A 20,160-nucleotide genomic window follows, 5' to 3' on the forward strand; every position below is an offset into this window, starting at 1 on the left:
GTGCCGACCGGTCAGACCTCGCGCCACTTGGACTGGCCGAAGGAGAAGACACCGAAGAGCACCAGGCCGACAGCCACGGCGATCAGAAGCCACGGGCCTGCCGGGGTCTGCGCGAACGAGCGCAGCGCGTCGTCCATCCCCTTGGCCTCTCCCGGATCGGACTCGATCGACGCCTTCAGGCCGAACAGCCCGACCGCGGCGAACACGAGCCCGCGGCCGACGCCGCCGGCGATGCCCGACACGTCCATGAAACGGCGCTGCAGCCGGGACATCCGCTGGCGCTCCAGATGCTTGCGGTACTTCCGCAGCACGGCCCGGCCGGCTATCCACAGCCCCGCGCCCAGAACGCCCGCGGCCACCGCGCCCACCCACCACGGCCCGCCGGGCAGCGCCAGCAGGCGGCTCGTGAGGTCATGGCTCTGCTTGTCGGTCGAGCCCGCGCCGCTGCCCCGGTCACCCACCGCGAAGGACAGGACGAAGAAGGCGGAGACCGCGTAGAAGACGAACCGGCCACCGGACAGAGCGCGCTTGCCTGCTCGATCGCCCTTCGGTCCGGCGGCTCCGAAGAGCGCCTCCGACAGCCTCCACAAGGCCATGCCGGCCAGGCCGATGCCGAGGGCCCAGAGCAGGACGGACCCGAACGGCGTCGAGACGACCTCCTCAAGGGCCCCGCCCCGGTCGGCCTGCTCGCTCGTACCCGTCAGGCCGATGCGTACGGCCAACGCTCCGACGAGCAGGTACAGCACTCCACGCGCCACGAAGCCGGCGCGAGCACCCGCTCGTACGACCTGTGCGCGGTGCGCTCTTCTCGCGGTCGTCGTGAACGACTCTCCTGTGGTCATGAACGGTCACTCCCTTCGGGTCGGAACCTTCGGGTGCCCCCGAAACGAAGGCGTACTCGCGCGACTGACAGTGTTTCAAGTGCCGCCGACCGGTCAGCCGAAAGGAACGGCACTCCGCCCCGTAGACAGGAGGAATGACATGGACAGCTGGCGCACCTCCGCCGCCTGCCAGAACGTCGACCCCGACCTCTTCTTCCCCGTGGGGACCGGCGCCCCCGCTCTCGTCCAGACCGAGAAGGCGAAGGACGTCTGTCGAGGCTGCCCTGTCCGGGAGGCCTGTCTTCGCTGGGCCATGGACGACTCCCGCCAGGTGACGGGAGTATGGGGCGGCCTCGACGAGAACGAACGCCGCGCTCTGAAGCGCCGGCTGCGCAACCGTCTGGTCAAGGCGCGGTGAGGAACCCGACCCCTCGACACGGTTCGCGCCGCCCCCGCTCCCGGCATACGTCCGGTGTCGAGAAATTCCCGCCGGTCATCCGTTCCTTCGGCCGGCCCGGCCGACCTGTCGAGCCCCGACACGCGGGAATCGCGTGGCTCGGGCCCGCCGCGGATCGTCGGGGGAACCATGGGGCGGCGGGGACGTCGTGCTTCGGTCGATCAGCGTGATCGGAGGCACGATCCGGATTCGTCGGAGATCGGCGGTCCACCGATGTCGAGAACGTGCCACCGGCTCCGTCCCCGGGTCATCAGCGGCCACCGACAGGTCGCACAACCAGAGGGAGACACCGGCATGGCGATTCAGCGGATGGACAACGTCGGCATCGTCGTCGACGACATGGACGCGGCCGTCGCGTTCTTCGTGGAACTCGGCATGGAGCTGGAGGGCAGGGGCGAGGTCAAGGGCCTCTTCGCCGACCAGTGCACCGGGCTCGAAGGCGTCCACTGCGAGATCGCGATGGTCCGGACCCCCGACGGGCACAGCCGGCTCGAACTGGCGAAGTACCGCAGCCCCGCGGTGATCGGCGACGGCCCGCGCGACCGGCCGCACAACGTCCTCGGCACGCACCGCGTCATGTTCGCCGTCGACGACATCGAGGACACGGTCGCCCGTCTGCGGCCTCACGGCGCCACGCTCGTGGGCGAGATCGCGCGGTTCGAGGACAGCTATCTGCTCTGCTACGTCCGCGGCCCGGAGGGCATCATCGTCGGACTGGCCGAGCAGCTCGGCCGAAAAGAAGGACCGAACGGGTCGTAGTCGCCGTACGTGCCCCGCGCCGTCGTCGCGGAGACGCCAGGCGGCCGGGGCCCCGGGGGTCAGACGCCGGGCCGGGAGACGAAGACCCGCTCCAGCAGGGAGTACAGGGAGTCCCGGTCCTGGCCGCTGAGCTGGTCCAGGCCCTCCTGCGTGGTGCTCATCCTCGCGCGGATCGCGTCGGTGACGCGCTCGCCCTCGGCCGTGAGGATGACGTTCTTGACGCGCCGGTCCAGGGCGTCGGCCTCGCGGCGCACCAGCCCCCGCTTCTCCAGCCGGTCGATGATCCCGGTCATGTTGGAGGCGTCGCAGGTCATGGTCTCGGCCAGGGAACGCATCGCGGCGGGTCCCCGGCGCAGCACGGTGAGGGCCTTGCCCTGGCTGGCCGTGAGGTTCTCGCTCGCCGCGGCGACGGTGAAATCGCCGTAGTAGACGCCGAGCGACACGGAGAGCAGTTCCATGAGCTGGGCCGTGTCGACGCGGGGAGCTTCTGTCATGAGGGCACTCTACCCGGAGATACTTGACTATCTCAAGCATCACCCTCTACCGTCCCTCATTGCATGAAGTTATCAAGCATCAAGGTTGTCAAGTAACCGCCACGAGGAGCGTCCCTGTGTCCGTCACCGCGTCCCCCACGTCCCGCGCTGCCGAGATCCTGTCCCGGCCCGTCTCGCTGAACGGCCTGACCGTCCCGAACCGCATCGCGATGGCACCGATGACGCGCATGTTCTCCCCCGGCGGAGTCCCCGGCGAGGACGTGCGGTCGTACTACGCCCGTCGCGCCGCCGCCGGCGTGGGCCTGATCGTCACCGAGGGGACCTACGTCGGCCATGAATCGGCCGGGCAGAGCGACCGTGTGCCGCGCTTCCACGGCGAGGAGCAGCTGGCGGGATGGGCGAAGGTCGCCGAGGCCGTGCACGCGGCGGGCGGCACGATCGTCCCGCAGCTGTGGCACATCGGCATGGTGCGCGAGCAGGGCCAGGCGCCCTACGCCGACGCACCGGCGATGGGCCCCTCCGGAATCCGCCCCGACGGCACCGAGGGCACGGGCAAGGCCATGACCCAGGCCGACCTGGACGATGTCATCGGCGCCTTCGCCGAGGCCGCCGCGGCCGCCGAGCGCATCGGATTCGACGGTGTCGAGCTGCACGGCGCCCACGGCTACCTCCTCGACCAGTTCCTGTGGGCCGGGACGAACCGCCGTACCGACGCCTACGGCGGCGACTCCGTTGCCCGTACGAAGTTCGTGGCCGAGGTCGTGAGCGCGGTCCGCGCGTCCGTCTCGTCCGAGTTCCCGGTGATCTTCCGCTACTCGCAGTGGAAGCAGGACGCCTACGACGCGCGGCTCGCCGAGACCCCGCAGGAGCTGGAGGCGATCCTGGCCCCGCTCGCCGCGGCTGGCGTCGACGCCTTCCACGCCTCCACCCGCCGCCACTGGATTCCCGAGTTCGAGGGTTCGGACCTGAACCTGGCGGGCTGGACCAAGAAGCTCACCGGCAGGCCCACCATCACCGTCGGCTCGGTCGGCCTCGACGGCGACTTCATCCACGCCTTCGCGGGCGAGGGCGCCCCGGTCCAGGGCATCGACGACCTCCTCGACCGCCTGGATCGGGACGAGTTCGACATGGTCGCCATCGGCCGCGCGCTGCTCCAGGACCCGGAGTGGGCGGCGAAGGTCCTGGCGGGCCGGACCGACGAGCTCAAGGCGTACGACGCGGCCGCTGTGCGGACGCTCAGCTAGGTTCTGCTTCTCGTTCGGTCTCCCCCAGGCGGACGGCGAGCGCGGCGATGTCGTCGTCGAGCTGCCCGTGGGTGTAGCGAAGAAGATCACGGTGCAGCGCCGTGAGGAGTTCGCGGGGTGGTGTGAGCGGCTGTCGGCGCGTCCAGGCGGCCAGCGGGAAGAACTCGCCCCGACGGTCACGGGCCTCGGCGATCCCGTCGGTGTAGAGGAGCAGCAGGTCACCCGGGGCGAAGGCGCAGGTGTCGACGTTGTAGTGGTCGCCGAGCAGATCGGCGAGGCTGAGCAGGGGCGAGGGGGTCCGCGATTCGACGACGCGCAGTGTCGCGCGGTTCAGGATCAGCGGGGGCGGGTGTCCGCAGTTGAGGACGTCGATCCGCCCGGCGCCGTCGGGGATGTCGACGAGGAGCGCGGTGGCGAAGCGCTCCATCGTCCCGTCGGGGGGAAAGGCTCCGTTGTACCGGGTGCAGGTGGCGTCGAGCCTGCGGGCGACGTCGACCATGCGCGTCTCGCTGTAGGCCGCCTCGCGGAAGGCGTTGACGATGGCCGCGGCCGCTCCCACCGCGGGAAGGCCCTTGCCGCGGACGTCACCGATGAGCAGCCTGACGCCGTACGGCGTGTCGACGGCCTCGTAGAAGTCGCCGCCGATGCGCGCCTCGGCGGCGGCCGCGAGGTACAGCGACTCGATCTCGACGTTTCCGAAGCGGCGCGGCATCGGACTCAGCACCACCTGCTGGGCGGCGTCGGCGACGAGCCGTACCTGGAGGAGGGTCCGTTCCCGCTGGAGCCGTACATGGCTTCCGTAGGCCGCGGCGACGGTGACGGCGATGATCCCGGCGACCGTCCACCACGTTCCGAGGTCGGGGAAGACGAGGCTGAGGCCGATCATCAGCACCAGGCAGACGGTGCCGAGCAGAACGGTGGGCAGAACCGGCCACATGGCGGCGGCCAGGGCCGGTGCGGCGGGCAGGAGGCGGCTGAACGCCATCTCCGGCGGAGTGCTGTAGGCCAGTGAGGCGATGACGACGGTCAGGATGACCGGCGACAGCCGCACGAACGTCCCAGGGCCGAAGCGCCGGCTCAGCCGTAGCCGTCCAGACTCGATCACATCGGACAGAATATCCACATATGGGGTAGTCAGCGCCTCAGGAGACAGGGCCGGCCCCGGAGGTACGGGGCGCGTCACGTCCGCCCGCGCGGGGACGTCATCCCTCCGCGCCGCCTTCGGCCTCCCAGCGCAACAGGTCGCCCGGCTGGCACTCGAGCACCTCACAGAGCGCCGCGAGCGTCGCGAAGCGCACCGCCTTGGCGCGGCCGTTCTTGAGCACCGCCAGGTTGGCCGGCGTGATGCCGACGCGCCCGGCGAGCTCACCCACGGACATCTTCCGCCTGGCCAGCATCACGTCGATGTCGACAACGATCGCCATCAGATGACCTCGTCCAGCTCGGCCTGCATCCGGGTGGCCTCGACGTCGCGCGCGACCGCCTGGGCGAGCAGCATCCGCAGGAGGAGCACGACGAGCGCGACCCCCAGGACGGCCAGGGAGATCCCGCCCATGATGACGCTGACGCCCGGGTCCTCCCGCTGACCCGGCGCGTTGATGATCGTGACAGCGAGCCACAGGACGGCGGCGGCCACGATCGAGCCGATCACTCTGTCCACGTACCGGAAGGCGGCGTGGGAGAACACGGTTCCGCGTCGCACCATCGCCACCAGCCGCCACACAGAGGCCAGGGCGACCTGTGCCGTCACCATCCCCAGGACCACGATCACCCGCAGCGGAGTCAGGGGGATCGACCCGTCCTCGGGATCGTTCCCTGTGACCAGCATCCACAACATCAACATCTGTACGCCCACGGCGCCGGCGAACACCACCGCGAGCACGGCGCGCAACGCGCGCACTGTCAGCTTTCCCATGACCCACCCTTAAATCGACTTACGATGGGAACCTATCGAATCTCGATAGATGCAGCAAGGGGTGGGCTACACACGGGGCGGGGCGGGGCGGCGGATGACACACCCCCGAGAGGCCGCACCGAGGGCCGCACCGCCAACCCCGGCCGGAGCGTGGCACGTCCGCGCGACACCCGGTCGTCACTCGATGCCGGTGTCGCCCAGCACCTCCAGTACCTGACGCAGTCCGGCACCCGTCTTCGCGACCAGGTCGCGGTCCACGTCCGCGAGCAGGCGCGCGTAGTTCTCCAGGTGGTCCGCGAACGCGGCGCGGGTGACCTCGTGACCGTGCTCGGTGAGGCGGATCCTGATGGTGCGGCGGTCCTCACCGTCACGGACCCGCTCGACCAGACCCTTGGCCTCCATCCTGTCGATCCGGTTGGTGATCGCACCCGAGGTGACCATGGAGGCCTTCAGGAAGGCCCCTGCCGTGAGGGCGTAGGGCGGGCCCGAGCGCTGCAGCGTGGTCAGCACGTCGAACTCCCCGTGCTCCACGCCGTGCGCGGCCGCCGAGGCCTTCGCGGACTTGTCGATCACCCGGGCCAGGCGCTGGATCCGCCCGAAGAGCTCCACCGGCCACAGGTCCTCCGCGATGTCCGGGCGCTCCTTGACCCACTGACCGATGATCGCGTCCACGGCATCACTCATCGCCGTACTCCTCTCCATGGAAATCCTCTCAACGTTAAGACACTTGACGTTGAGAGAGTCGGGCTGCTTTTATTTCAACGTTGAGATTATCAAGGCTGAACAACAGGAGCATCCCATGCCCGAACCGGCTCGGCCCGAACCGGCTCGGCCCGAGCCGGCCCCGCCCGAGCGCCACCGCACCGCCGCGCACCTCACACCCCACCTCGTCCCGCGCCCCTCCGGAGTCCGCCGTGTCCCTGCTCGACCGCACCCGCCCCGTCCAGCCCACCCAGGCCGCCCGCCCCGTCGCCGCCCTGTGGCTCGCACTGCTCGCCACGCCCTTCGCCGCGAGCGCCAACAGCCCTGTCCTGATCCTCCCGGACATGGCCGACTCCTTCGGGGTCCCCACCTCCACGGCAACCTGGCTCGTCACCGTCTTCGCCTGGGCCGTCGCCGTCGGCACCCCCCTCATGGCGGGACTCCTGCGCCGCCGGGGACTGGGCGTCACCCTCCGGCTCGCCGCCCTCCTCATCACGGCCGGCACCGCGGTCGTCGCCGCGGCACCCTGGCTCCCTCTCGCCATGGCAGGGCGCGCCGCCCAGGCGGTAGGCGGCGCCGGCCTCATCACCGCCGCCATGAGCCTGGCGGGAACGGTCCGCCGCATGGGCGTGATCACCGCGGGCTTCGGAATTCTCGGCGCCGTCGGCCCGCTGCTCGGCTCCACCGTCGCCGGCGCGGTCTCCTGGCGCCTCTCCCTCGCCGTCGGAGCCCTCGCGCTCCTCGCCCTGCCGGCCGTCGCACGCCGCGCCGACCTGTCCGCCCCCCGCGACACCACCCCCTTCGACGGCCGCGGCGCCGCCCTCCTCGTCCTCCTCGCCACCGCCCTGGTACTCATCCCCCGCTTCCCGCTTCCCGCGATCGCCGCCTCCCTCGCCGCCGCCGCGCTGCTGACCCTGCACGTCCGGACCCACCCCACCGGCTTCGTTCCGGCCTCACTGCTGCGGACCAAGACGTTCGTCCTGTCAACCCTGCTCGCCTGCACCGTCTCCACCTCCTACTTCACCCTCCTCTTCACCGTCCCGCAGCTGCTCACCGACCGGACAGACTGGGCCACCTCCACCATCGGCACCGGCCAGCTGATCGCCCTCCTGACCGGCTCCATGCTCTCCATGGCACTGGCCGCCACCGCGGCCCGCTGGGGTCGCCCGCGCGTCCTGACCATCCTTCTCACCGTCGGCGCCCTGGCCCCGCTCACCGCGCTCCTGACCCCCTGGCCGCCGCTGCTCCTGCTGGCCGCGACGCTCGCCGTCCTCGCGACCAGCGCCGGCCAGGCCACCCTCGCGGTCTACGCCACCCAGGCCGCTCCCAGCCCCCAGCGCCCCACCGCCATCGGCCTGTTCAACCTCGGCTACCAGCTCGGCGGCGCCTTCGGCCCGGCGATCGCCGCCCTCATCACCCTCAGCGCCTGAACCCCACCCCGTACCGCCACCGCAGCGCACCCCCCACCACCACGCATCGCCCCGGTCCCCGCATCCGCCTTCCGTGCCCGCGCACGGGGGGCGGATGTCCTTGTCGCCCTTCACCACTCCTCACCGGACCAGGTAGAAAGGCCTCATGGGTTCGAGCGAAGACCGGATCGCGCAGGTCGAGAAGCACTTCGGAGTCCGGTTCCCCCAGGACTACCGGGACTTTCTGGGCACCACGGGGAGCCTGCGCCAGTTCGTTCCGCCCGCTGACGACTTCCTGGTGATCGACGCACTGGAGGAGCTCATCGGCGCCAACGAGGCCGGTGAGTTCCAGGAGCGCTTCCCCGGCGCCGTCGTGATCGGCGGGGACGGAAGCCGCGAGCTGCTGGTCTACGACTTCCGCCAGGCCACCCCGGTCCTGGTGACCCTCGACGTCTCCGCTGAGGACTGGTCCTCCGCCATCCACCAGGCGACGTCGCTCTCGGCCCTGCTCGAAGACTTCCCCCGCACCGGATGGCAATGGGACGAGACCGCTTAGCCGCTCCCCCGCCGACTCCCCCGGCCGGACCGACCGCAGTGTCCACACCGGACGCAAGGGCCGCACCTGCCGCACCGAGCCGCTCACGGGAAGCGGCGCCTCCCCCGGCCCGCGCCGTAAACTGGGAGAGGCCTGATCGCCTGGCACGGAATGCGGCGACCCGGACAGCAGCGACACGGACAGCGACGCCCAGGATCTACGGCGACATCGCGTGCCGGTCCCCGACCGGGTGCGGCACGGAGGTGTCGGGAGGTGCCCTCGGAGGCATTCCTTGTCAGTCGAGTTGAACCACACGATCGTCCACGCCCGGGACAACCGGGAGTCCGCGGAGTTCTTCGCGAGCCTCCTGGGCCTGGAGATCACCGGCGAGTGGGGGCCGTTCGTCGCCGTGGATCTGAGCAACCACGTCACGCTGGACTTCGCCACGATCCCCGCGGACAGCATCACCCCGCAGCACTACGCCTTCCTCGTCTCCGAGGAGGAGTTCGACGCGGCGTACGCGCGGATCAGGCAGGACGGCATCGAGCACTACGCCGACCCGCACCGGAAGCAGCCCGGCGTGATCAACCACCATGACGGCGGCCACGGCGTGTACTTCGTCGACCCGGCGGGTCACCTCATGGAGCTGATCACCGTGCCGTACGGCGGCCGGCCCTCGTAGCCGACCGCACCGAGGGCGGTCCGGTCATCCGGTGACGGCCGCGGGCACGTCGTCCCAGGCCAGCGAGGACATCCTCCACCCCGCCGGGGTCAGGAGGTACTGGGTGGTCTTGTGGCCGGACCCCTCGAACCACCGGCCGTCGCGGTAGCCGGACTTGTGGTACTCGCTGAACCGGTGGGCGATCGATCCGAAGATCTCGGTACGCGCGGCGACCTCCCGCTCGGAGAACTCCGTCAAAGTCCCGTCGGTGAGCATCCTCCGACGGGGTTCGATGAACGCGTCGAGGTCGTAGATCACCGGCTCGCCTCCGATGTTGGCGATGATCCGCCCCTGCGGGATGAACACGTCGCGGATGGCGTCGAGGTCGGGTCGCCTGCCGCCGGTGTTGGTGAACGCGCCGACGAACACACCCATCAGCCGGTCGAGTTCCGCCTGGACCCCGGACGCGTTCCCTTCCCCGGCGGTCGGCCACTCCTCGGAGAGGACCGACCAGACCTCGATGTCGTGCCGCACACCCCGGTACGGCGAGTGCCGGCGCAGCACGCCGTCGCGCGTCATGCCGAGCCGGCGGGCGGCACCGATGCTACGGGCGTTGTGTGCGGCTACCCACCACTCGACCCGGCTCATCCCCCGCTCGGTGAAGGCCCAGTCGATCAGGATCCGGCAGGCCCGGTTCACCAGACCGTGCCCCTCCCCCGCCTTCTCGAGCCAGCAGCCGATCTCGCTCACCCCGGACGTGCTGTCGAAACGGGTGAACATGACGCCGCCGACCAGCGTGCCGTGCAGCCAGATGCCGAAGATCCCGCCGTTGTCGGCGGCCAGCCGGTCGGCGTAGCGCTGGAGGGTGGCCGTGGCAGAAGGCAGGTCGGTGCTGAAGGTCGCCCAGGGGATCCACGGGTCGACGGTCTCCCGCGCGCGGTCGATGTGGGCGAGGAACTCCGGCGCCCGCCAGGGCTCCAGGGGGCCCAGCCGAGCGTGCTCGCCGATGGGCAGAGTGAACATACGAGCATCGCTCCCTCGGTACGTAACAAGCGTTCGGTACGTAAGCTAGCAGCATGCCGCCCGCACCTGGAGACCGCGATGCCCGCCGCGAGGACGTATCCGAGACCGTGTGGCAGGTGCTCGCGGACAAGGGGTTCGGCGGGCTGACCCTGCGCGCCGTCGCGACCGCGATGGGGGTCTCGACCGGGATGCTCATGCACTACTTCCCGACCAAACGGGCCCTGATCACCCACGCCCTGGACCTGCTGGAGAAGCGCACCGCGGAGCGCCCGCGCCGGGCCCGTCCCGGCGCGGGCCTCGCCACCGTGCGCGTCATGCTCCTGGACATCCTGCCGCTGACCCCCGGCGACACCGCCCGCAACCGCATCTGGGTCGGCTCCTGGGACCTCTCCCTCGCGGACGGGGGCCTCGCCGCGGAGCAGGCCGGCCGCTACACCAGGCTGCGCTCGACCCTCCTCCCCCACCTGGAAGCCGCACGCGACCTCGGCGAACTCCCGGCCGGCACCGACCTGGAACAACTCGCCGCGACCGCCGTCGCCTTCACACACGGCCTCGTCGTCCAGGCCCTCTTCGACCCCGCCCGGTTCCCCGAGGAGGCGCAGACCGCGATGCTCGACGACTTCCTCGCCTCGGCCTCGCCGCCCCACCCCGACACGGACGCCGACCGACAGACCCCCGGCCACCGGTAGTTCGGCCGCCCGGGTGGTGACGCGAACGCCTAGTCCTCGGCCGGTCCCTCGCCCTTCGCCCAGAGGGAGCGGACGTGGCCCAGGTGCCGGGTCATGCACGCCTCCGCGCCCTCGGCGTCCCCGGCGAGCATGAGGTCGAGGAGTTCCAGGTGTTCCTCGGCCGACGGGATGAGGTCGCCGCTCTCGTCGAGGGCGGTCAGCCCGTACAGGCGTGACCGCTTGCGCAGGTCGCCGACGGTCTCGACGAGGCGCTCGTTGCCCGCGAGGCCGAGCAGGGTGAGGTGGAAGAGCCGGTCGGCCTCCAGATAGCCGATGAGGTCGTGCTCGCGGGCGGCGCGCACGATCTCCGCGGCCACCGGCCGCAGCGCCTCCAGGTCCTCACGGGTGGCGGACCGGGTGACGCGGCCGACCGTCGGGATCTCGATGAGCGCACGGATCTCGGTGTACTGGTCGAGGTCGCGTTCGTCGACCTCGGTGACCCGGAACCCCTTGTTGCGGACGGGCTCGACCAGCCCTTCGCGGGCCAGGTCGAGCATCGCCTCGCGCACGGGAGTGGCGGAGATCCCGAAGTCCTCGGCCAGGGTGGGGGCCGAGTACACCACGCCCGGCCGCAGTTCCCCGGAGATCAGTGCGGCGCGCAGGGCATGGGCGACCTGGTCGCGCAGCCGCTCCCGGGAGGCGTTCAGGTCGCGCTGGGTCAGGTGCCCCATGGAGGTGGTGATCCCTTCGGCTCGATCTGCGTCACCACCGTACGATGTCACGTCGCGGCGCCCGCGGGTGCCAGGGTGTACGTCCGGGAGGACGTGTAGAACTCGAGGGCCGCTCTGCCCTGCTCGCGGGGACCGTGACCGGACTGCTTCGCCCCGCCGAAGGGCAGGTGGAAGTCGACCCCGGTGGACGGGGCGTTGATCCGGATCATGCCGGTGTCGACGAGGTCGAGTCCGTACAGGGCCGCGTCGAGGTCGGACGTGTGGACCGAGGTGACGAGGCCGTACGGCACGGAGTTCGTGATCCGTACAGCGTGGGCGAGGTCGTCGGCGGGGAGCAGCGCGGCGACGGGCCCGAAGACCTCCTCGTTGAGCAGTCGGTGCCCCGGCGGCACCTTCTCGACCAGGGTCGGAGCCGCGTACCAGCCAGGTGTCGTCGGGACGGTGGCGCCGGCGAGGACGGGGAGCCCCTGCCAGGCCTCGACCACGCGCTCGCGCGCGCTCTCGTGGACGAGCGGCCCGCACACCGTGCCCGGATCGGCGGGGTCGCCGACGCGGACGGCCCGGAAGGCCTCCGAGAGCGCGTCGCGCAGGGGTTCGAGAGCGGCGCCGACGGCGACGATCCGGCTGGTGGCGGTGCACTTCTGGCCGGCGAACCCGGCGACGGCGGCGGCGATGTGGGCCGCGGCCTGCCCGATGTCCGCGTCGGGCAGGACGATCGCCGCGTTCAGACCGCCCATCTCGGCCTGTGCGGGGATGCCCCGGGCCGTCGCCGCGCGGACGACGGCCCGGCCCACGGGGGTGGAGCCCGTGAAGGAGACGACGTCGGCGGCGGAGACGAGGGCGTTGCCCTCGGTGGGACCGCCCGGCAGGACGGCGAACACATGGTCCGGGAGGGCCTGTCGGACGACCTCGGCGAGTCGCTGGGCACACGCGGTGGCCTCGGGGGCCGGCTTGAGGACGACCGTGTTGCCGACCGCGAGCGCCGGGGCGGCCTTCCAGCTCGGGATGGCGAAGGGGAAGTTCCAGGGCGTGACGAGGCCTGCCACACCATGGGGGCGGCGCCGGTTCAGGAGCAGCCCGGGGCCCGCCGCGGTCTCGTGGACGGTGCCGGTGGGCTCGAAGGGCGCCTGGGCGTAGTAGCGCCAGATCGCGACCGTGCGGGCGATCTCGGCCCTGGCCTCGGCGAGGGGCTTGCCCACTTCGCGTACGGCGAGGGCGGCGAGCTCGTCGGCCGCGGCTTCCAGAGCCGCGGCGACGGCGCCGAGTGCGGCCGACCGGGCCGCGGCTCCGGCGCGCAGCCAGCCGGGCTGGGCGGCGCGGGCCCGCTCGACCGCGTCGGCGGCCGCGAAGGCGCCGGGGGCGGGGATGCGTACGAGCACGTCGGTCGGGTCGGCCGGATTGTGCGAGACGAGAGTGGTCACGTCGGTGGTCACAGGAGGAAGCCTCCGGGGAAGGGGTCGTCCGGGTCGAGGAAGTACTGGGCGGTGCCGGTGATCCAGGCGCGTCCGGTGACGGTGGGGACGACGGCGGGCAGGCCGCCGACCTCCGTCCCGGCGGTGAGCCGGCCGGTGAACCGGGTGCCGATGAAGGACTCGTTGACGAAGTCGCGGTCGAGCGGGAGTTCGCCCCGTGCGTGGAGCTGGGCCATGCGCGCGCTGGTCCCGGTGCCGCAGGGGGAACGGTCGAACCAGCCGGGATGGATGGCCATCGCGTGCCGCGAGTACGTGGCGTCGGAGCCGGGGGCCGTGAGGTAGACGTGTTTCAGTCCGGCGATCTCGGGGCGGCTGGGGTGCACGGGTCGGTCCGGGGAGGCGTTGATCGCGTCCATGATCGCGAGTCCGGCGGTGAGGAGGTCGTCCTTGCGGTCGCGTTCGAAGGGCAGCCCGAGGTCGTCGAGTGCGACGAAGGCGTAGAAGTTGCCGCCGAACGCGAGGTCGTAGGTGACCTTGCCGAAGCCGGGCACGTCCACCGCGCGGTCCAGGCCCACGGAGAAGGCGGGCACGTTGGTGAAGGTGGCGGACTTCGCCGCGCCGTCCTCCACCTGGACGTCGACGGAGACGAGACCGGCCGGGGTGTCCAGGCGGACCGTGGTGACCGGTTCGACGACCGGCACCATGCCGGTCTCGACGAGGACGGTGGCGACGCCGATGGTGCCGTGGCCGCACATCGGCAGGAGTCCCGACACCTCGATGTAGAGGACGCCGTAGTCGGCGTCGGGGCGGGTGGGCGGCTGGAGGATGGCGCCGCTCATGGCCGCGTGTCCGCGCGGCTCGAACATGAGGAGCGTCCTGAGGTGGTCGAGGTGCTCGATGAAGTGGAGCCTGCGGTCGGCCATGGTGGCCCCGGGGATCACACCGACACCTCCGGTGATGACCCGGGTGGGCATTCCCTCGGTGTGGGAGTCGACTGCGTGGAAGACATGACGCGTTCGCACGGGGTTCCTTTCGGTCCGGTCTGTGGTCCGGTCGGGGAGCCGGTCTGTGGTCCGGTCGGGGAGCCGGTCTGTGGGTCCGGTCGGGGGGGCTGTGGTCCGATCTGTGGGTCCGGTCGGGGGTACGGCCGGGGCCGGTCAGCGGTGGCCGTCGGCGACGGCCTTCTCGGTGGCGGTGCGTACGGCAGCCTCGGTCGCACCGGTGAGCGGGAGGCGCGGGGGGCGGGTGGGGCCGCCGCGGCGGCCGGCGATGTCCATGGACAGCTTGATGCACTGGACGAACTCGACCTTGGAATCCCAGCGCAGCAGGGAGTGCAGCGAGGAGTAGAGCGGCCGGGCGGTCGCCAGGTCGCCCGCCACGGCGGCCCGGTACAGCTCGACGGAGCTGGCGGGCAGGGCGTTGGGGTAGCCGGCGATCCAGCCGACCGCGCCGGCCGTGGCCAGTTCGAGCAGGACGTCGTCGGCGCCGATCAGCAGGTCGAGTTCCGGGGCGAGTTCGGTGATCTCGTAGGCCCTGCGGACGTCGCCGCTGAACTCCTTGACGGCGACGATGCTTCCGTCGCCGTGCAGCCTCGCCAGGAGGCCCGGGACGAGGTCGACCTTGGTGTCGATGGGGTTGTTGTACGCGACGACCGGGATCCCGACCCCGGCCACGTCCGCGTAGTGGGCGATCACGGAACGCTCGTCGGCGCGGTACGCGTTGGGCGGCAGCAGCAGGACGGAGCCGCAGCCGGCCTCGGCGGCCTGTTCGGCCCAGCGGCGGGACTCGGCGCTGCCGTAGGCGGCGACGCCCGGCATGACCCTGGCCCCGTCGCCCGCGGCCTCGACGGCGGTACGGACGACCCGGGCGCGCTCGTCGGCGGTGAGGGTCTGGTACTCGCCGAGGGAGCCGTTGGGGACGACGCCGTCGCAGCCGTTGGCGATCAGCCAGGCCACGTGCTCGGCGTAGGCGTCGTAGTCGACGGAGAGGTCGTCCTTGAACGGGAGGGTGGTGGCGACCATGATGCCGCGCCAGGGGCGGTCGGTGGTCCAGGTGGTGGTGTTCATCGCGACGACCTTTCGGTGAGGTGTGACGTCCGAGGCGGGACGTCTCGGGTGACGTCTCCGCTGATGTCTCGGGTGCGACGGCCGAGGGTGATGGCCGAGGTGGCTGAGGTGAGAGGTGGCCGAGGTGGCTGAGGTGGCTGGGGTGAGAGGTGGCCGAGGTGTGGCGTCTCAGGAGGGGACCGGGTCGGTGGAGCCGCCGACTGCGGACGCCGGTTCCGGGTCCTCCGGCCCGTCGAGCGCGGCGAGCGTCGACAGCGGGACGGGAACGGCGAACGGACGTCGCTCGGCCTGTGGTTCGGGGGTGGCTCCGGCGGCCGCGAGGCACGCCACGGCCGTCCCGCACATCCGGCCCTGGCACCACCCCATGCCGGCCCGGGTGAGGAGTTTGACGGTCCGGGCGTCGCGCGCGCCGCACTCGGCGACCGTCGCGCGGACCCTGCCCGCCGTGACCTCCTCGCAGCGGCACACGTCGGTGTCGTCGGTCAGCCACCCGGTCCAGCCGGCGCCGGGGGCGTGTGCGGCGGACATGACGTCGGCGAAAGCGCGCATACGGTCCCGGCGCCTCCGGAGTGCGGCGGCCGCCGCGCCGGCGGCGGGTCGGCCGAGGAGCCGCGCGGCGATCGCCCGGCCCGCCAGTTCCCCCTCGACGCGGGCGAGTTCGGCACCGCCGACGCCCCCGGTCTCGCCTGCGGCCCACAGTCCGCGCACCGAGCTCTCCTGGAGGTCGTCCAGGGCGAGGCCCAGCGTGCCGTCGGGCAGTGCGCGGGTGGTGCAGCCGACCGCCACGGCCAGCTCGATCTGGGGCACGAGGCCGTGACCGACGGCGAGGGCGTCGCAGGCGATCCGGCGACCCGTCCCCCGGACGGGCCTCCACTCGCGGTCCAGGCGGCTCACCGTGACGGCCTCCACCCGGTCGGTGCCGTGCACCTCGGTCACCGCGCTCCGGAACCGTACGGGCACCCGGTGACGGGCCAGCGCGGCCGTGTGGACGAGGGCCTCGACCGCCTTGCGCGGATTGGCGAGGAGCGCCCGTGGGGTTCGGCCGTAGCGGAGGTACCCCGCGGCCTCGATCACCGCCGGCACCCGCGCGCCGGCCGAGGCGAGCGACGAGGCGACGGCGAGGAGCAGGGGGCCGCTGCCGGCGACGACGACGGTCCGGCCGGGCAGCACGAGGCCGGACTTGAGCATGGCCTGCGCTCCCCCGGCGCCCACGACGCCGGGCAGGGTCCAGCCGGGGAAGGGCAGTTGGCGTTCGTAGGCGCCGGTGGCGAGGAGCAGGGCGCGGGCCCGGATCCGGACGGGCGCGTCGGCACTTCCGTCCGTGCCTCCCTCCGTGCTTCCGTTCTCGCCGGTGAGTGCGTGCGCCGTCCACGTCCCGTCGGTCCCCTTCACGACGGACCACACATGATGTCCGGTCAGGTGGTCGACGGCGCCGGCGTCCAGGCGTCGGCGCAGGTCGGCGAAGGCGGACCAGTCATGATGGAGGGCCTCGGGCCGTACGGCGCCCAGGGCGGGCGCCGGATGGCGGTAGAACTGCCCGCCGGGCTGGGGCGAGGAGTCCAGCAGGGCGACGGTGAGGCCGAGTTCGGCGGCGGTGACAGCTCCGGCGATCCCTGCGGAGCCCGCTCCGAGGACCACGAGGTCGTACGGCACGTCCGAGCCCCGGCCGGCTCCGGGCACCGTGTCGGCGAGGGCGCGGGGCGGGTTCTTCGACGCGGACGGGACAGAGGGCTCGGCCACGTCTTCGGGTTCAGACGCCGAGGCGGTCATGACCGTGCCCTTCCTGCGTGGTGATGGCGTCGCCGGGGCGGGCCGGGACCAGACAGGCGCGGCGGTTGGGCTCTCCGTTGACGGTGGCGAGGCAGTCGTAGCACTGGCCGATGCCGCAGAACGCGCCGCGCGGGCGCCCTCCGTCCCGGGTGGTGCGCCAGGCCAGGATGCCCGCGCCCCACAGGGCGGCGGCGAGGGTCTGGCCCGGCAGTGCGGGGACGGGCCGGCCGTCGAAGGTGATCTCGAACGGCGGATCGGGGCGTGCCCCGACGAGGCCGATGGGGGTGCGGGCCACGGGCCCTCCTCTCATGACGGTGGGTGCGCGCCTCAGGGTGCGGCGGCGTCGAAGCGCTCGGGTCGGAACGGGTGGAGGTCGAGGGGTGGTTCGGCGCCGGTCACGCAGGCCGCGACGATCTGTCCCGTCACCGGTGCGAGACCGATGCCCGCGCCCTCGTGGCCGCAGGCGTGCAGCAGTCCGGGGACGCGCGGGTCGGGCCCGATGGCGGGCAGGTGGTCGGGGAGGTAGGGGCGGAAGCCGGGGTAGGTCCGGATCGCCCGTACGGTGCCGAGGACGGGGAACAGCGCGGTGGCGCCGGCGGCGAGGCGGCGCAGGACCTCGGTCGAGAGGGTCCGGTCGAAGCCGACGCGCTCGCGGCTGGCGCCGATCAGGACGGGTCCGGCCGGGGTGCCCTCGACGACGGCCGAGGTCTGGAGCGCGGCGGAGCCGCTGGCCACGTCGGCCACGTAGTCGGCGGCGTACACCTTGTGGCGGACGACGCGCGGCAGGGGTTCGGTGACGAGGACGAAGCCGCGGCGGGGCAGGACGGGCAGGTGGACTCCGGCGAGGTCGGCGAGGGCGCCGCCCCAGGTTCCGGCGGCGTTCACGACGTAGGGGGCGTGGAGTTCGCGGGTGGCGGTCCGCACTCCGCGGACCGCTCCGCCCGCGCCGGTGAGGAGGCCGGTGACCTCTTCGCCCAGCGCGAGGCGGACCCGGTCGCCGGCGCTGCGGAGCAGCTGCGCGGCAGCGTGGGCGGGCATCACCTGGGCGTCCTGGGGGTAGTGGAAGCCGCCGGTGAGGCCCGGTGCGAGGTGGGGCTCCAGGTCGTGGAGCCGGTCACCGGTCACTTCGTGCGCGACGACACCGGCTTTCTCCTGGCGGGCCGCGAACTCGCGCAGGGCGCGCAGTCCCGTCTCGCCCGAGGCGACGACCAGGCCTCCCTTGGCCTCGTACTCGACGGCGGGCGGGAGCCTGTCGGCGAGTCCGGTCCACAGCGCGGTGGAGAGGAGGGCGAGTTCGAGTTCGGGGCCGGGTTCCTTGTCGGAGACCAGAAGGTTGCCCTCACCCGCTCCGGTCGTGCCGCCGGCGACGTAACCTCGGTCGACGACGGTGACGGAGAGGCCGGCGAGGGCCGCGTAGTGGGCGCAGGCTGCGCCGACCACGCCGGCGCCGATGACGATGACGTCCGAGGTTTCTCTCGTGGGCACAGCAGTAATATTTCACATTGCACTCGCCCTGCCAAGACCCCTCGCGACCCCACCGCCTCCCCCCACCTTCCGGACACGGATGGATAACGGCCCACCCGACACCTTGTCAGTACAATTTCACATTACTATGTTACCGGTCACATTCCAGCCGCCTCAGGCTGTCCGACCGCTCTCCCGGAGTGACCCCGTATGAACAAGCGCACCCGCACCCTGGCCACGGCCCTGGTGACGACCCTGACCCTCGCCGCGACCGGCTGCTCCGGCGGAGGCACGCCCGGGAGCGACCGGAACGGCAAGAACCCCGCGACCTCGAACACCGGCGCGGTCCTCGGCGGCACCCCGCAGAAGGGCGGCACCCTCACCGTCCTGTCCAACCAGGACTTCACCCACCTCGACCCGGCCCGCAACTGGGTCATGGGCGACATGGACTTCGGCACCCGCCTGCTCTACCGGACCCTTGTCACCTACAAGGCGGAGCCCGGTGCCAAGGGCGGTGCTCTGGTCCCCGACCTCGCAGAGAACCTGGGCGTCTCCTCCGACGGCGCCAGAACCTGGACCTTCACGCTCAAGCCGGGTCTCAGGTACGAGGACGGCACGCCGATCACCTCCCAGGACATCAAGCACAACGTGGAGCGGTCCTTCTCCCCCGACCTGCCCGGCGGCCCCGACTACGCGGCCCGCTACCTCGCCGGCGCCGAGGGCTACCAGGGCCCGGCGGGCGGCAAGCACCTCGCCTCGGTGAAGACCCCCGACGACCGCACGATCGTCTTCGAACTCCGCACGCCCTTCGCCGAGTTCCCCTTCGCCGCCACGCTGCCCACCTTCGCGCCCGTTCCCCCGTCCCGGGACAAGGGGCCCCAGTACGACAACAGGCCCTTCTCCTCCGGCCCGTACAAGGTCGACTCCTACGCCCGCGACAAGCAGCTGGTCCTCGTCCGCAACACCCACTGGGACCCGAAGACCGACCAGGTGCGCAAGGCGTACCCGGACAGGATCGTCGTCACCATGGGCCTCAAGGCCAATCAGATCGACGACCGGCTGATCGCCGCCACCGGCCCGGACGCCTCGGCCGTCCCGTGGGACAAGCTCCGCCCCGAGTCCACCCCGAAGGTGCTCACCAAGCCGGACATCAAGGCCCGGCTCCTCGCCGAGTCGACCAGCTGTACCGAGATGGTGCAGATGCACACCGGGCGCGCGCCGTTCGACGACGTCAGGGTCCGGCAGGCCGTGCAGTACGCCCTGGACCGTGAGGCCGTCCTCACCGCCTCCGGCGGCCCCGCCCTCAACGACCCGGCCACCGCGCTCATGCCGGGCTTCCTCTTCGGCGGCAAGCAGCCCGACACCCTCGGCATCCCGCTCACCGGCGACGTGCCCAAGGCCAAGGAGCTGCTCAAGGAGGCGGGCAGGGCGGACGGCTTCACCACCCGCATCACCGTCTCCAACGGCGACAAGGCCGTCGGCGAAGCCGTCCAGCAGTCCCTCGGCCGAGCCGGGATCAAGGTGACCATCGAGACCGTCGACCCCTCCGCCTTCTACGACACCATCGGCGACACCAAGAACCGCACCGACCTCGTCTACACCGGCTGGTGCCCCGACTACCCGTCCGGCTCCACCTTCCTGCCGTTCGTCTTCGACGGCCGATTCATCAAGGAGAAGGGCAACTCCGGCAACCACTCGCTCTTCCGCGACGACGCCACGATGAAGCGCATGGACGAGATCGCGGCGATGGCCGACGCCACCCAGGCGGCCAAGGCCTGGCAGGAACTCGACGGGAAGATCCTCGCCAAGGCGCCCACCGCGCCCGTCGTCGTCGAGCGCAAGCCCCTCCTCATCGGTACCAACATCGCCGGCGCCTTCGGCCACACCTCCTTCGGCGGCCAGCTCGACTACGCCACCGTCGGCCTCAAGGACCCCTCGAAGAGCGAGAACTGAGGCCGCCCGTGACCACCACCCCGCCCTCCCCCGGGACCGCCACCCGGCCGTCCTCCCCGACCGAGGCCCCACCGTC

General features: G+C 71.9%; 22 protein-coding genes. 8 read left to right on the forward strand and 14 right to left on the reverse strand.

The annotated features are described in order from the left end of the window. Positions 1-11 precede the first annotated feature (11 nt). Positions 12-842, reverse strand: coding sequence for a DUF1206 domain-containing protein (locus OG392_RS01920; RefSeq protein WP_329274795.1), 831 nt, complete (start codon positions 840-842; stop codon positions 12-14). Positions 843-981: 139 nt separating this feature from the next. Here OG392_RS01920 and OG392_RS01925 point away from each other — a divergent pair, with 139 nt between their 5' ends. Together OG392_RS01925 and OG392_RS01930 are read left to right on the forward strand one after the other, a co-directional pair. Then, positions 982-1,239 carry a WhiB family transcriptional regulator gene (locus OG392_RS01925; RefSeq protein ID WP_329274798.1) on the forward strand — a complete coding sequence of 86 codons (258 nt, stop codon included), beginning with the start codon at positions 982-984 and terminating at the stop codon, positions 1,237-1,239. Positions 1,240-1,572: 333 nt separating this feature from the next. Continuing rightward, positions 1,573-2,037 carry a VOC family protein gene (locus tag OG392_RS01930; RefSeq protein WP_329274801.1) on the forward strand — a complete coding sequence of 155 codons (465 nt, stop codon included), beginning with the start codon at positions 1,573-1,575 and terminating at the stop codon, positions 2,035-2,037. Between the two features lie 59 nt (positions 2,038-2,096). Here the strand turns inward: OG392_RS01930 and OG392_RS01935 are convergent, their stop codons facing one another. After that, complete coding sequence (locus OG392_RS01935) at positions 2,097-2,531, reverse strand: MarR family winged helix-turn-helix transcriptional regulator (RefSeq protein ID WP_329274803.1); 435 nt, start codon at positions 2,529-2,531, stop codon at positions 2,097-2,099. Between the two features lie 116 nt (positions 2,532-2,647). Between OG392_RS01935 and OG392_RS01940 the strand changes: the two genes are divergently transcribed. Next, positions 2,648-3,775: an NADH:flavin oxidoreductase gene (locus OG392_RS01940; protein ID WP_329274806.1), complete on the forward strand. Its 1,128-nt coding sequence runs from the start codon at positions 2,648-2,650 to the stop codon at positions 3,773-3,775. Here the strand turns inward: OG392_RS01940 and OG392_RS01945 are convergent. From OG392_RS01945 to OG392_RS01960, 4 genes are all read right to left on the reverse strand, one after another. Then, the gene (locus OG392_RS01945; protein ID WP_329274809.1) at positions 3,768-4,880 is read right to left on the reverse strand and encodes a PP2C family protein-serine/threonine phosphatase; all 1,113 of its coding nucleotides are present in this window, start codon (positions 4,878-4,880) and stop codon (positions 3,768-3,770) included. The two genes, OG392_RS01940 and OG392_RS01945, sit on opposite strands and share 8 nt — an antisense overlap. Before the next feature lie 97 nt (positions 4,881-4,977). Further along, on the reverse strand, positions 4,978-5,199 hold the full coding sequence (locus OG392_RS01950) for a helix-turn-helix domain-containing protein (protein ID WP_329274812.1): 222 nt from the start codon (positions 5,197-5,199) through the stop codon (positions 4,978-4,980). Then, positions 5,199-5,690, reverse strand: a complete 492-nt coding sequence (locus OG392_RS01955) for a DUF2975 domain-containing protein (protein WP_329274816.1) — start codon at positions 5,688-5,690, stop codon at positions 5,199-5,201. Before OG392_RS01955 ends, OG392_RS01950 begins: the two co-directional genes overlap by 1 nt. Before the next feature lie 177 nt (positions 5,691-5,867). After that, on the reverse strand, positions 5,868-6,374 hold the full coding sequence (locus tag OG392_RS01960) for a MarR family winged helix-turn-helix transcriptional regulator (RefSeq protein WP_329274817.1): 507 nt from the start codon (positions 6,372-6,374) through the stop codon (positions 5,868-5,870). Positions 6,375-6,604: 230 nt separating this feature from the next. Here OG392_RS01960 and OG392_RS01965 point away from each other — a divergent pair, with 230 nt between their 5' ends. The 3 genes from OG392_RS01965 (at position 6,605) to OG392_RS01975 (ending at position 9,018) form a co-directional block, all read left to right on the forward strand. After that, positions 6,605-7,822: an MFS transporter gene (locus tag OG392_RS01965; RefSeq protein ID WP_329274819.1), complete on the forward strand. Its 1,218-nt coding sequence runs from the start codon at positions 6,605-6,607 to the stop codon at positions 7,820-7,822. Between the two features lie 145 nt (positions 7,823-7,967). Further along, positions 7,968-8,357, forward strand: a complete 390-nt coding sequence (locus OG392_RS01970) for an SMI1/KNR4 family protein (RefSeq protein WP_329274822.1) — start codon at positions 7,968-7,970, stop codon at positions 8,355-8,357. Between the two features lie 271 nt (positions 8,358-8,628). Continuing rightward, positions 8,629-9,018 carry a VOC family protein gene (locus OG392_RS01975; RefSeq protein ID WP_329274824.1) on the forward strand — a complete coding sequence of 130 codons (390 nt, stop codon included), beginning with the start codon at positions 8,629-8,631 and terminating at the stop codon, positions 9,016-9,018. 24 nt (positions 9,019-9,042) lie between these two features. Here the strand turns inward: OG392_RS01975 and OG392_RS01980 are convergent, their stop codons facing one another. Then, entirely contained in the window at positions 9,043-10,020 is a 978-nt protein-coding gene (locus tag OG392_RS01980; RefSeq protein ID WP_329274826.1) for a GNAT family N-acetyltransferase, read from the reverse strand. Between the two features lie 53 nt (positions 10,021-10,073). Between OG392_RS01980 and OG392_RS01985 the strand changes: the two genes are divergently transcribed. Next, positions 10,074-10,709 carry a TetR/AcrR family transcriptional regulator gene (locus tag OG392_RS01985; protein WP_329274828.1) on the forward strand — a complete coding sequence of 212 codons (636 nt, stop codon included), beginning with the start codon at positions 10,074-10,076 and terminating at the stop codon, positions 10,707-10,709. A gap of 29 nt (positions 10,710-10,738) precedes the next feature. Here OG392_RS01985 and OG392_RS01990 read toward each other — a convergent pair whose 3' ends face one another. The 7 genes from OG392_RS01990 to OG392_RS02020 all read right to left on the reverse strand — a co-directional run bounded on the left by OG392_RS01990 (position 10,739) and on the right by OG392_RS02020 (position 18,152). Continuing rightward, a complete protein-coding gene (locus OG392_RS01990) occupies positions 10,739-11,419 on the reverse strand; it encodes a GntR family transcriptional regulator (RefSeq protein WP_329274830.1) in 681 nt (226 codons plus the stop codon). 47 nt (positions 11,420-11,466) lie between these two features. After that, positions 11,467-12,852 carry an aldehyde dehydrogenase family protein gene (locus tag OG392_RS01995; protein ID WP_329274832.1) on the reverse strand — a complete coding sequence of 462 codons (1,386 nt, stop codon included), beginning with the start codon at positions 12,850-12,852 and terminating at the stop codon, positions 11,467-11,469. After that, positions 12,849-13,853, reverse strand: coding sequence for a proline racemase family protein (locus OG392_RS02000; RefSeq protein WP_329274834.1), 1,005 nt, complete (start codon positions 13,851-13,853; stop codon positions 12,849-12,851). Before OG392_RS02000 ends, OG392_RS01995 begins: the two co-directional genes overlap by 4 nt. Positions 13,854-13,988: 135 nt before the next feature. Next, positions 13,989-14,897, reverse strand: coding sequence for a dihydrodipicolinate synthase family protein (locus OG392_RS02005; RefSeq protein ID WP_329274836.1), 909 nt, complete (start codon positions 14,895-14,897; stop codon positions 13,989-13,991). A 168-nt stretch (positions 14,898-15,065) separates the two neighbouring features. Then, entirely contained in the window at positions 15,066-16,667 is a 1,602-nt protein-coding gene (locus OG392_RS02010; RefSeq protein ID WP_443054650.1) for an FAD/NAD(P)-dependent oxidoreductase, read from the reverse strand. Beyond that, the gene (locus tag OG392_RS02015; protein ID WP_329274838.1) at positions 16,648-16,962 is read right to left on the reverse strand and encodes a (2Fe-2S)-binding protein; all 315 of its coding nucleotides are present in this window, start codon (positions 16,960-16,962) and stop codon (positions 16,648-16,650) included. Before OG392_RS02015 ends, OG392_RS02010 begins: the two co-directional genes overlap by 20 nt. Before the next feature lie 32 nt (positions 16,963-16,994). Then, entirely contained in the window at positions 16,995-18,152 is a 1,158-nt protein-coding gene (locus OG392_RS02020) for an NAD(P)/FAD-dependent oxidoreductase (RefSeq protein WP_329274840.1), read from the reverse strand. 189 nt (positions 18,153-18,341) lie between these two features. Here OG392_RS02020 and OG392_RS02025 point away from each other — a divergent pair, with 189 nt between their 5' ends. Next, positions 18,342-20,084, forward strand: coding sequence for an ABC transporter substrate-binding protein (locus OG392_RS02025; protein WP_329274843.1), 1,743 nt, complete (start codon positions 18,342-18,344; stop codon positions 20,082-20,084). Positions 20,085-20,160: the final 76 nt, after the last annotated feature.

Source organism: Streptomyces sp. NBC_00691, from assembly GCF_036226665.1.
GTDB lineage: Bacteria > Actinomycetota > Actinomycetes > Streptomycetales > Streptomycetaceae > Streptomyces.

What these genes read in the sequence shown, in the direction of transcription:
- OG392_RS01920 (WP_329274795.1), bottom strand. Translation starts at nt 842, where the DNA reads ATGACCACAGGAGAGTCGTTCACGACGACCGCGAGAAGAGCGCACCGC.
- OG392_RS01925 (WP_329274798.1), top strand. Translation starts at nt 982, where the DNA reads ATGGACAGCTGGCGCACCTCCGCCGCCTGCCAGAACGTCGACCCCGAC.
- OG392_RS01930 (WP_329274801.1), top strand. Translation starts at nt 1,573, where the DNA reads ATGGCGATTCAGCGGATGGACAACGTCGGCATCGTCGTCGACGACATG.
- OG392_RS01935 (WP_329274803.1), bottom strand. Translation starts at nt 2,531, where the DNA reads ATGACAGAAGCTCCCCGCGTCGACACGGCCCAGCTCATGGAACTGCTC.
- OG392_RS01950 (WP_329274812.1), bottom strand. Translation starts at nt 5,199, where the DNA reads ATGGCGATCGTTGTCGACATCGACGTGATGCTGGCCAGGCGGAAGATG.
- OG392_RS01955 (WP_329274816.1), bottom strand. Translation starts at nt 5,690, where the DNA reads ATGGGAAAGCTGACAGTGCGCGCGTTGCGCGCCGTGCTCGCGGTGGTG.
- OG392_RS01960 (WP_329274817.1), bottom strand. Translation starts at nt 6,374, where the DNA reads ATGAGTGATGCCGTGGACGCGATCATCGGTCAGTGGGTCAAGGAGCGC.
- OG392_RS01970 (WP_329274822.1), top strand. Translation starts at nt 7,968, where the DNA reads ATGGGTTCGAGCGAAGACCGGATCGCGCAGGTCGAGAAGCACTTCGGA.
- OG392_RS01980 (WP_329274826.1), bottom strand. Translation starts at nt 10,020, where the DNA reads ATGTTCACTCTGCCCATCGGCGAGCACGCTCGGCTGGGCCCCCTGGAG.
- OG392_RS01985 (WP_329274828.1), top strand. Translation starts at nt 10,074, where the DNA reads ATGCCGCCCGCACCTGGAGACCGCGATGCCCGCCGCGAGGACGTATCC.
- OG392_RS01990 (WP_329274830.1), bottom strand. Translation starts at nt 11,419, where the DNA reads ATGGGGCACCTGACCCAGCGCGACCTGAACGCCTCCCGGGAGCGGCTG.
- OG392_RS02005 (WP_329274836.1), bottom strand. Translation starts at nt 14,897, where the DNA reads ATGAACACCACCACCTGGACCACCGACCGCCCCTGGCGCGGCATCATG.
- OG392_RS02010 (WP_443054650.1), bottom strand. Translation starts at nt 16,667, where the DNA reads ATGACCGCCTCGGCGTCTGAACCCGAAGACGTGGCCGAGCCCTCTGTC.
- OG392_RS02025 (WP_329274843.1), top strand. Translation starts at nt 18,342, where the DNA reads ATGAACAAGCGCACCCGCACCCTGGCCACGGCCCTGGTGACGACCCTG.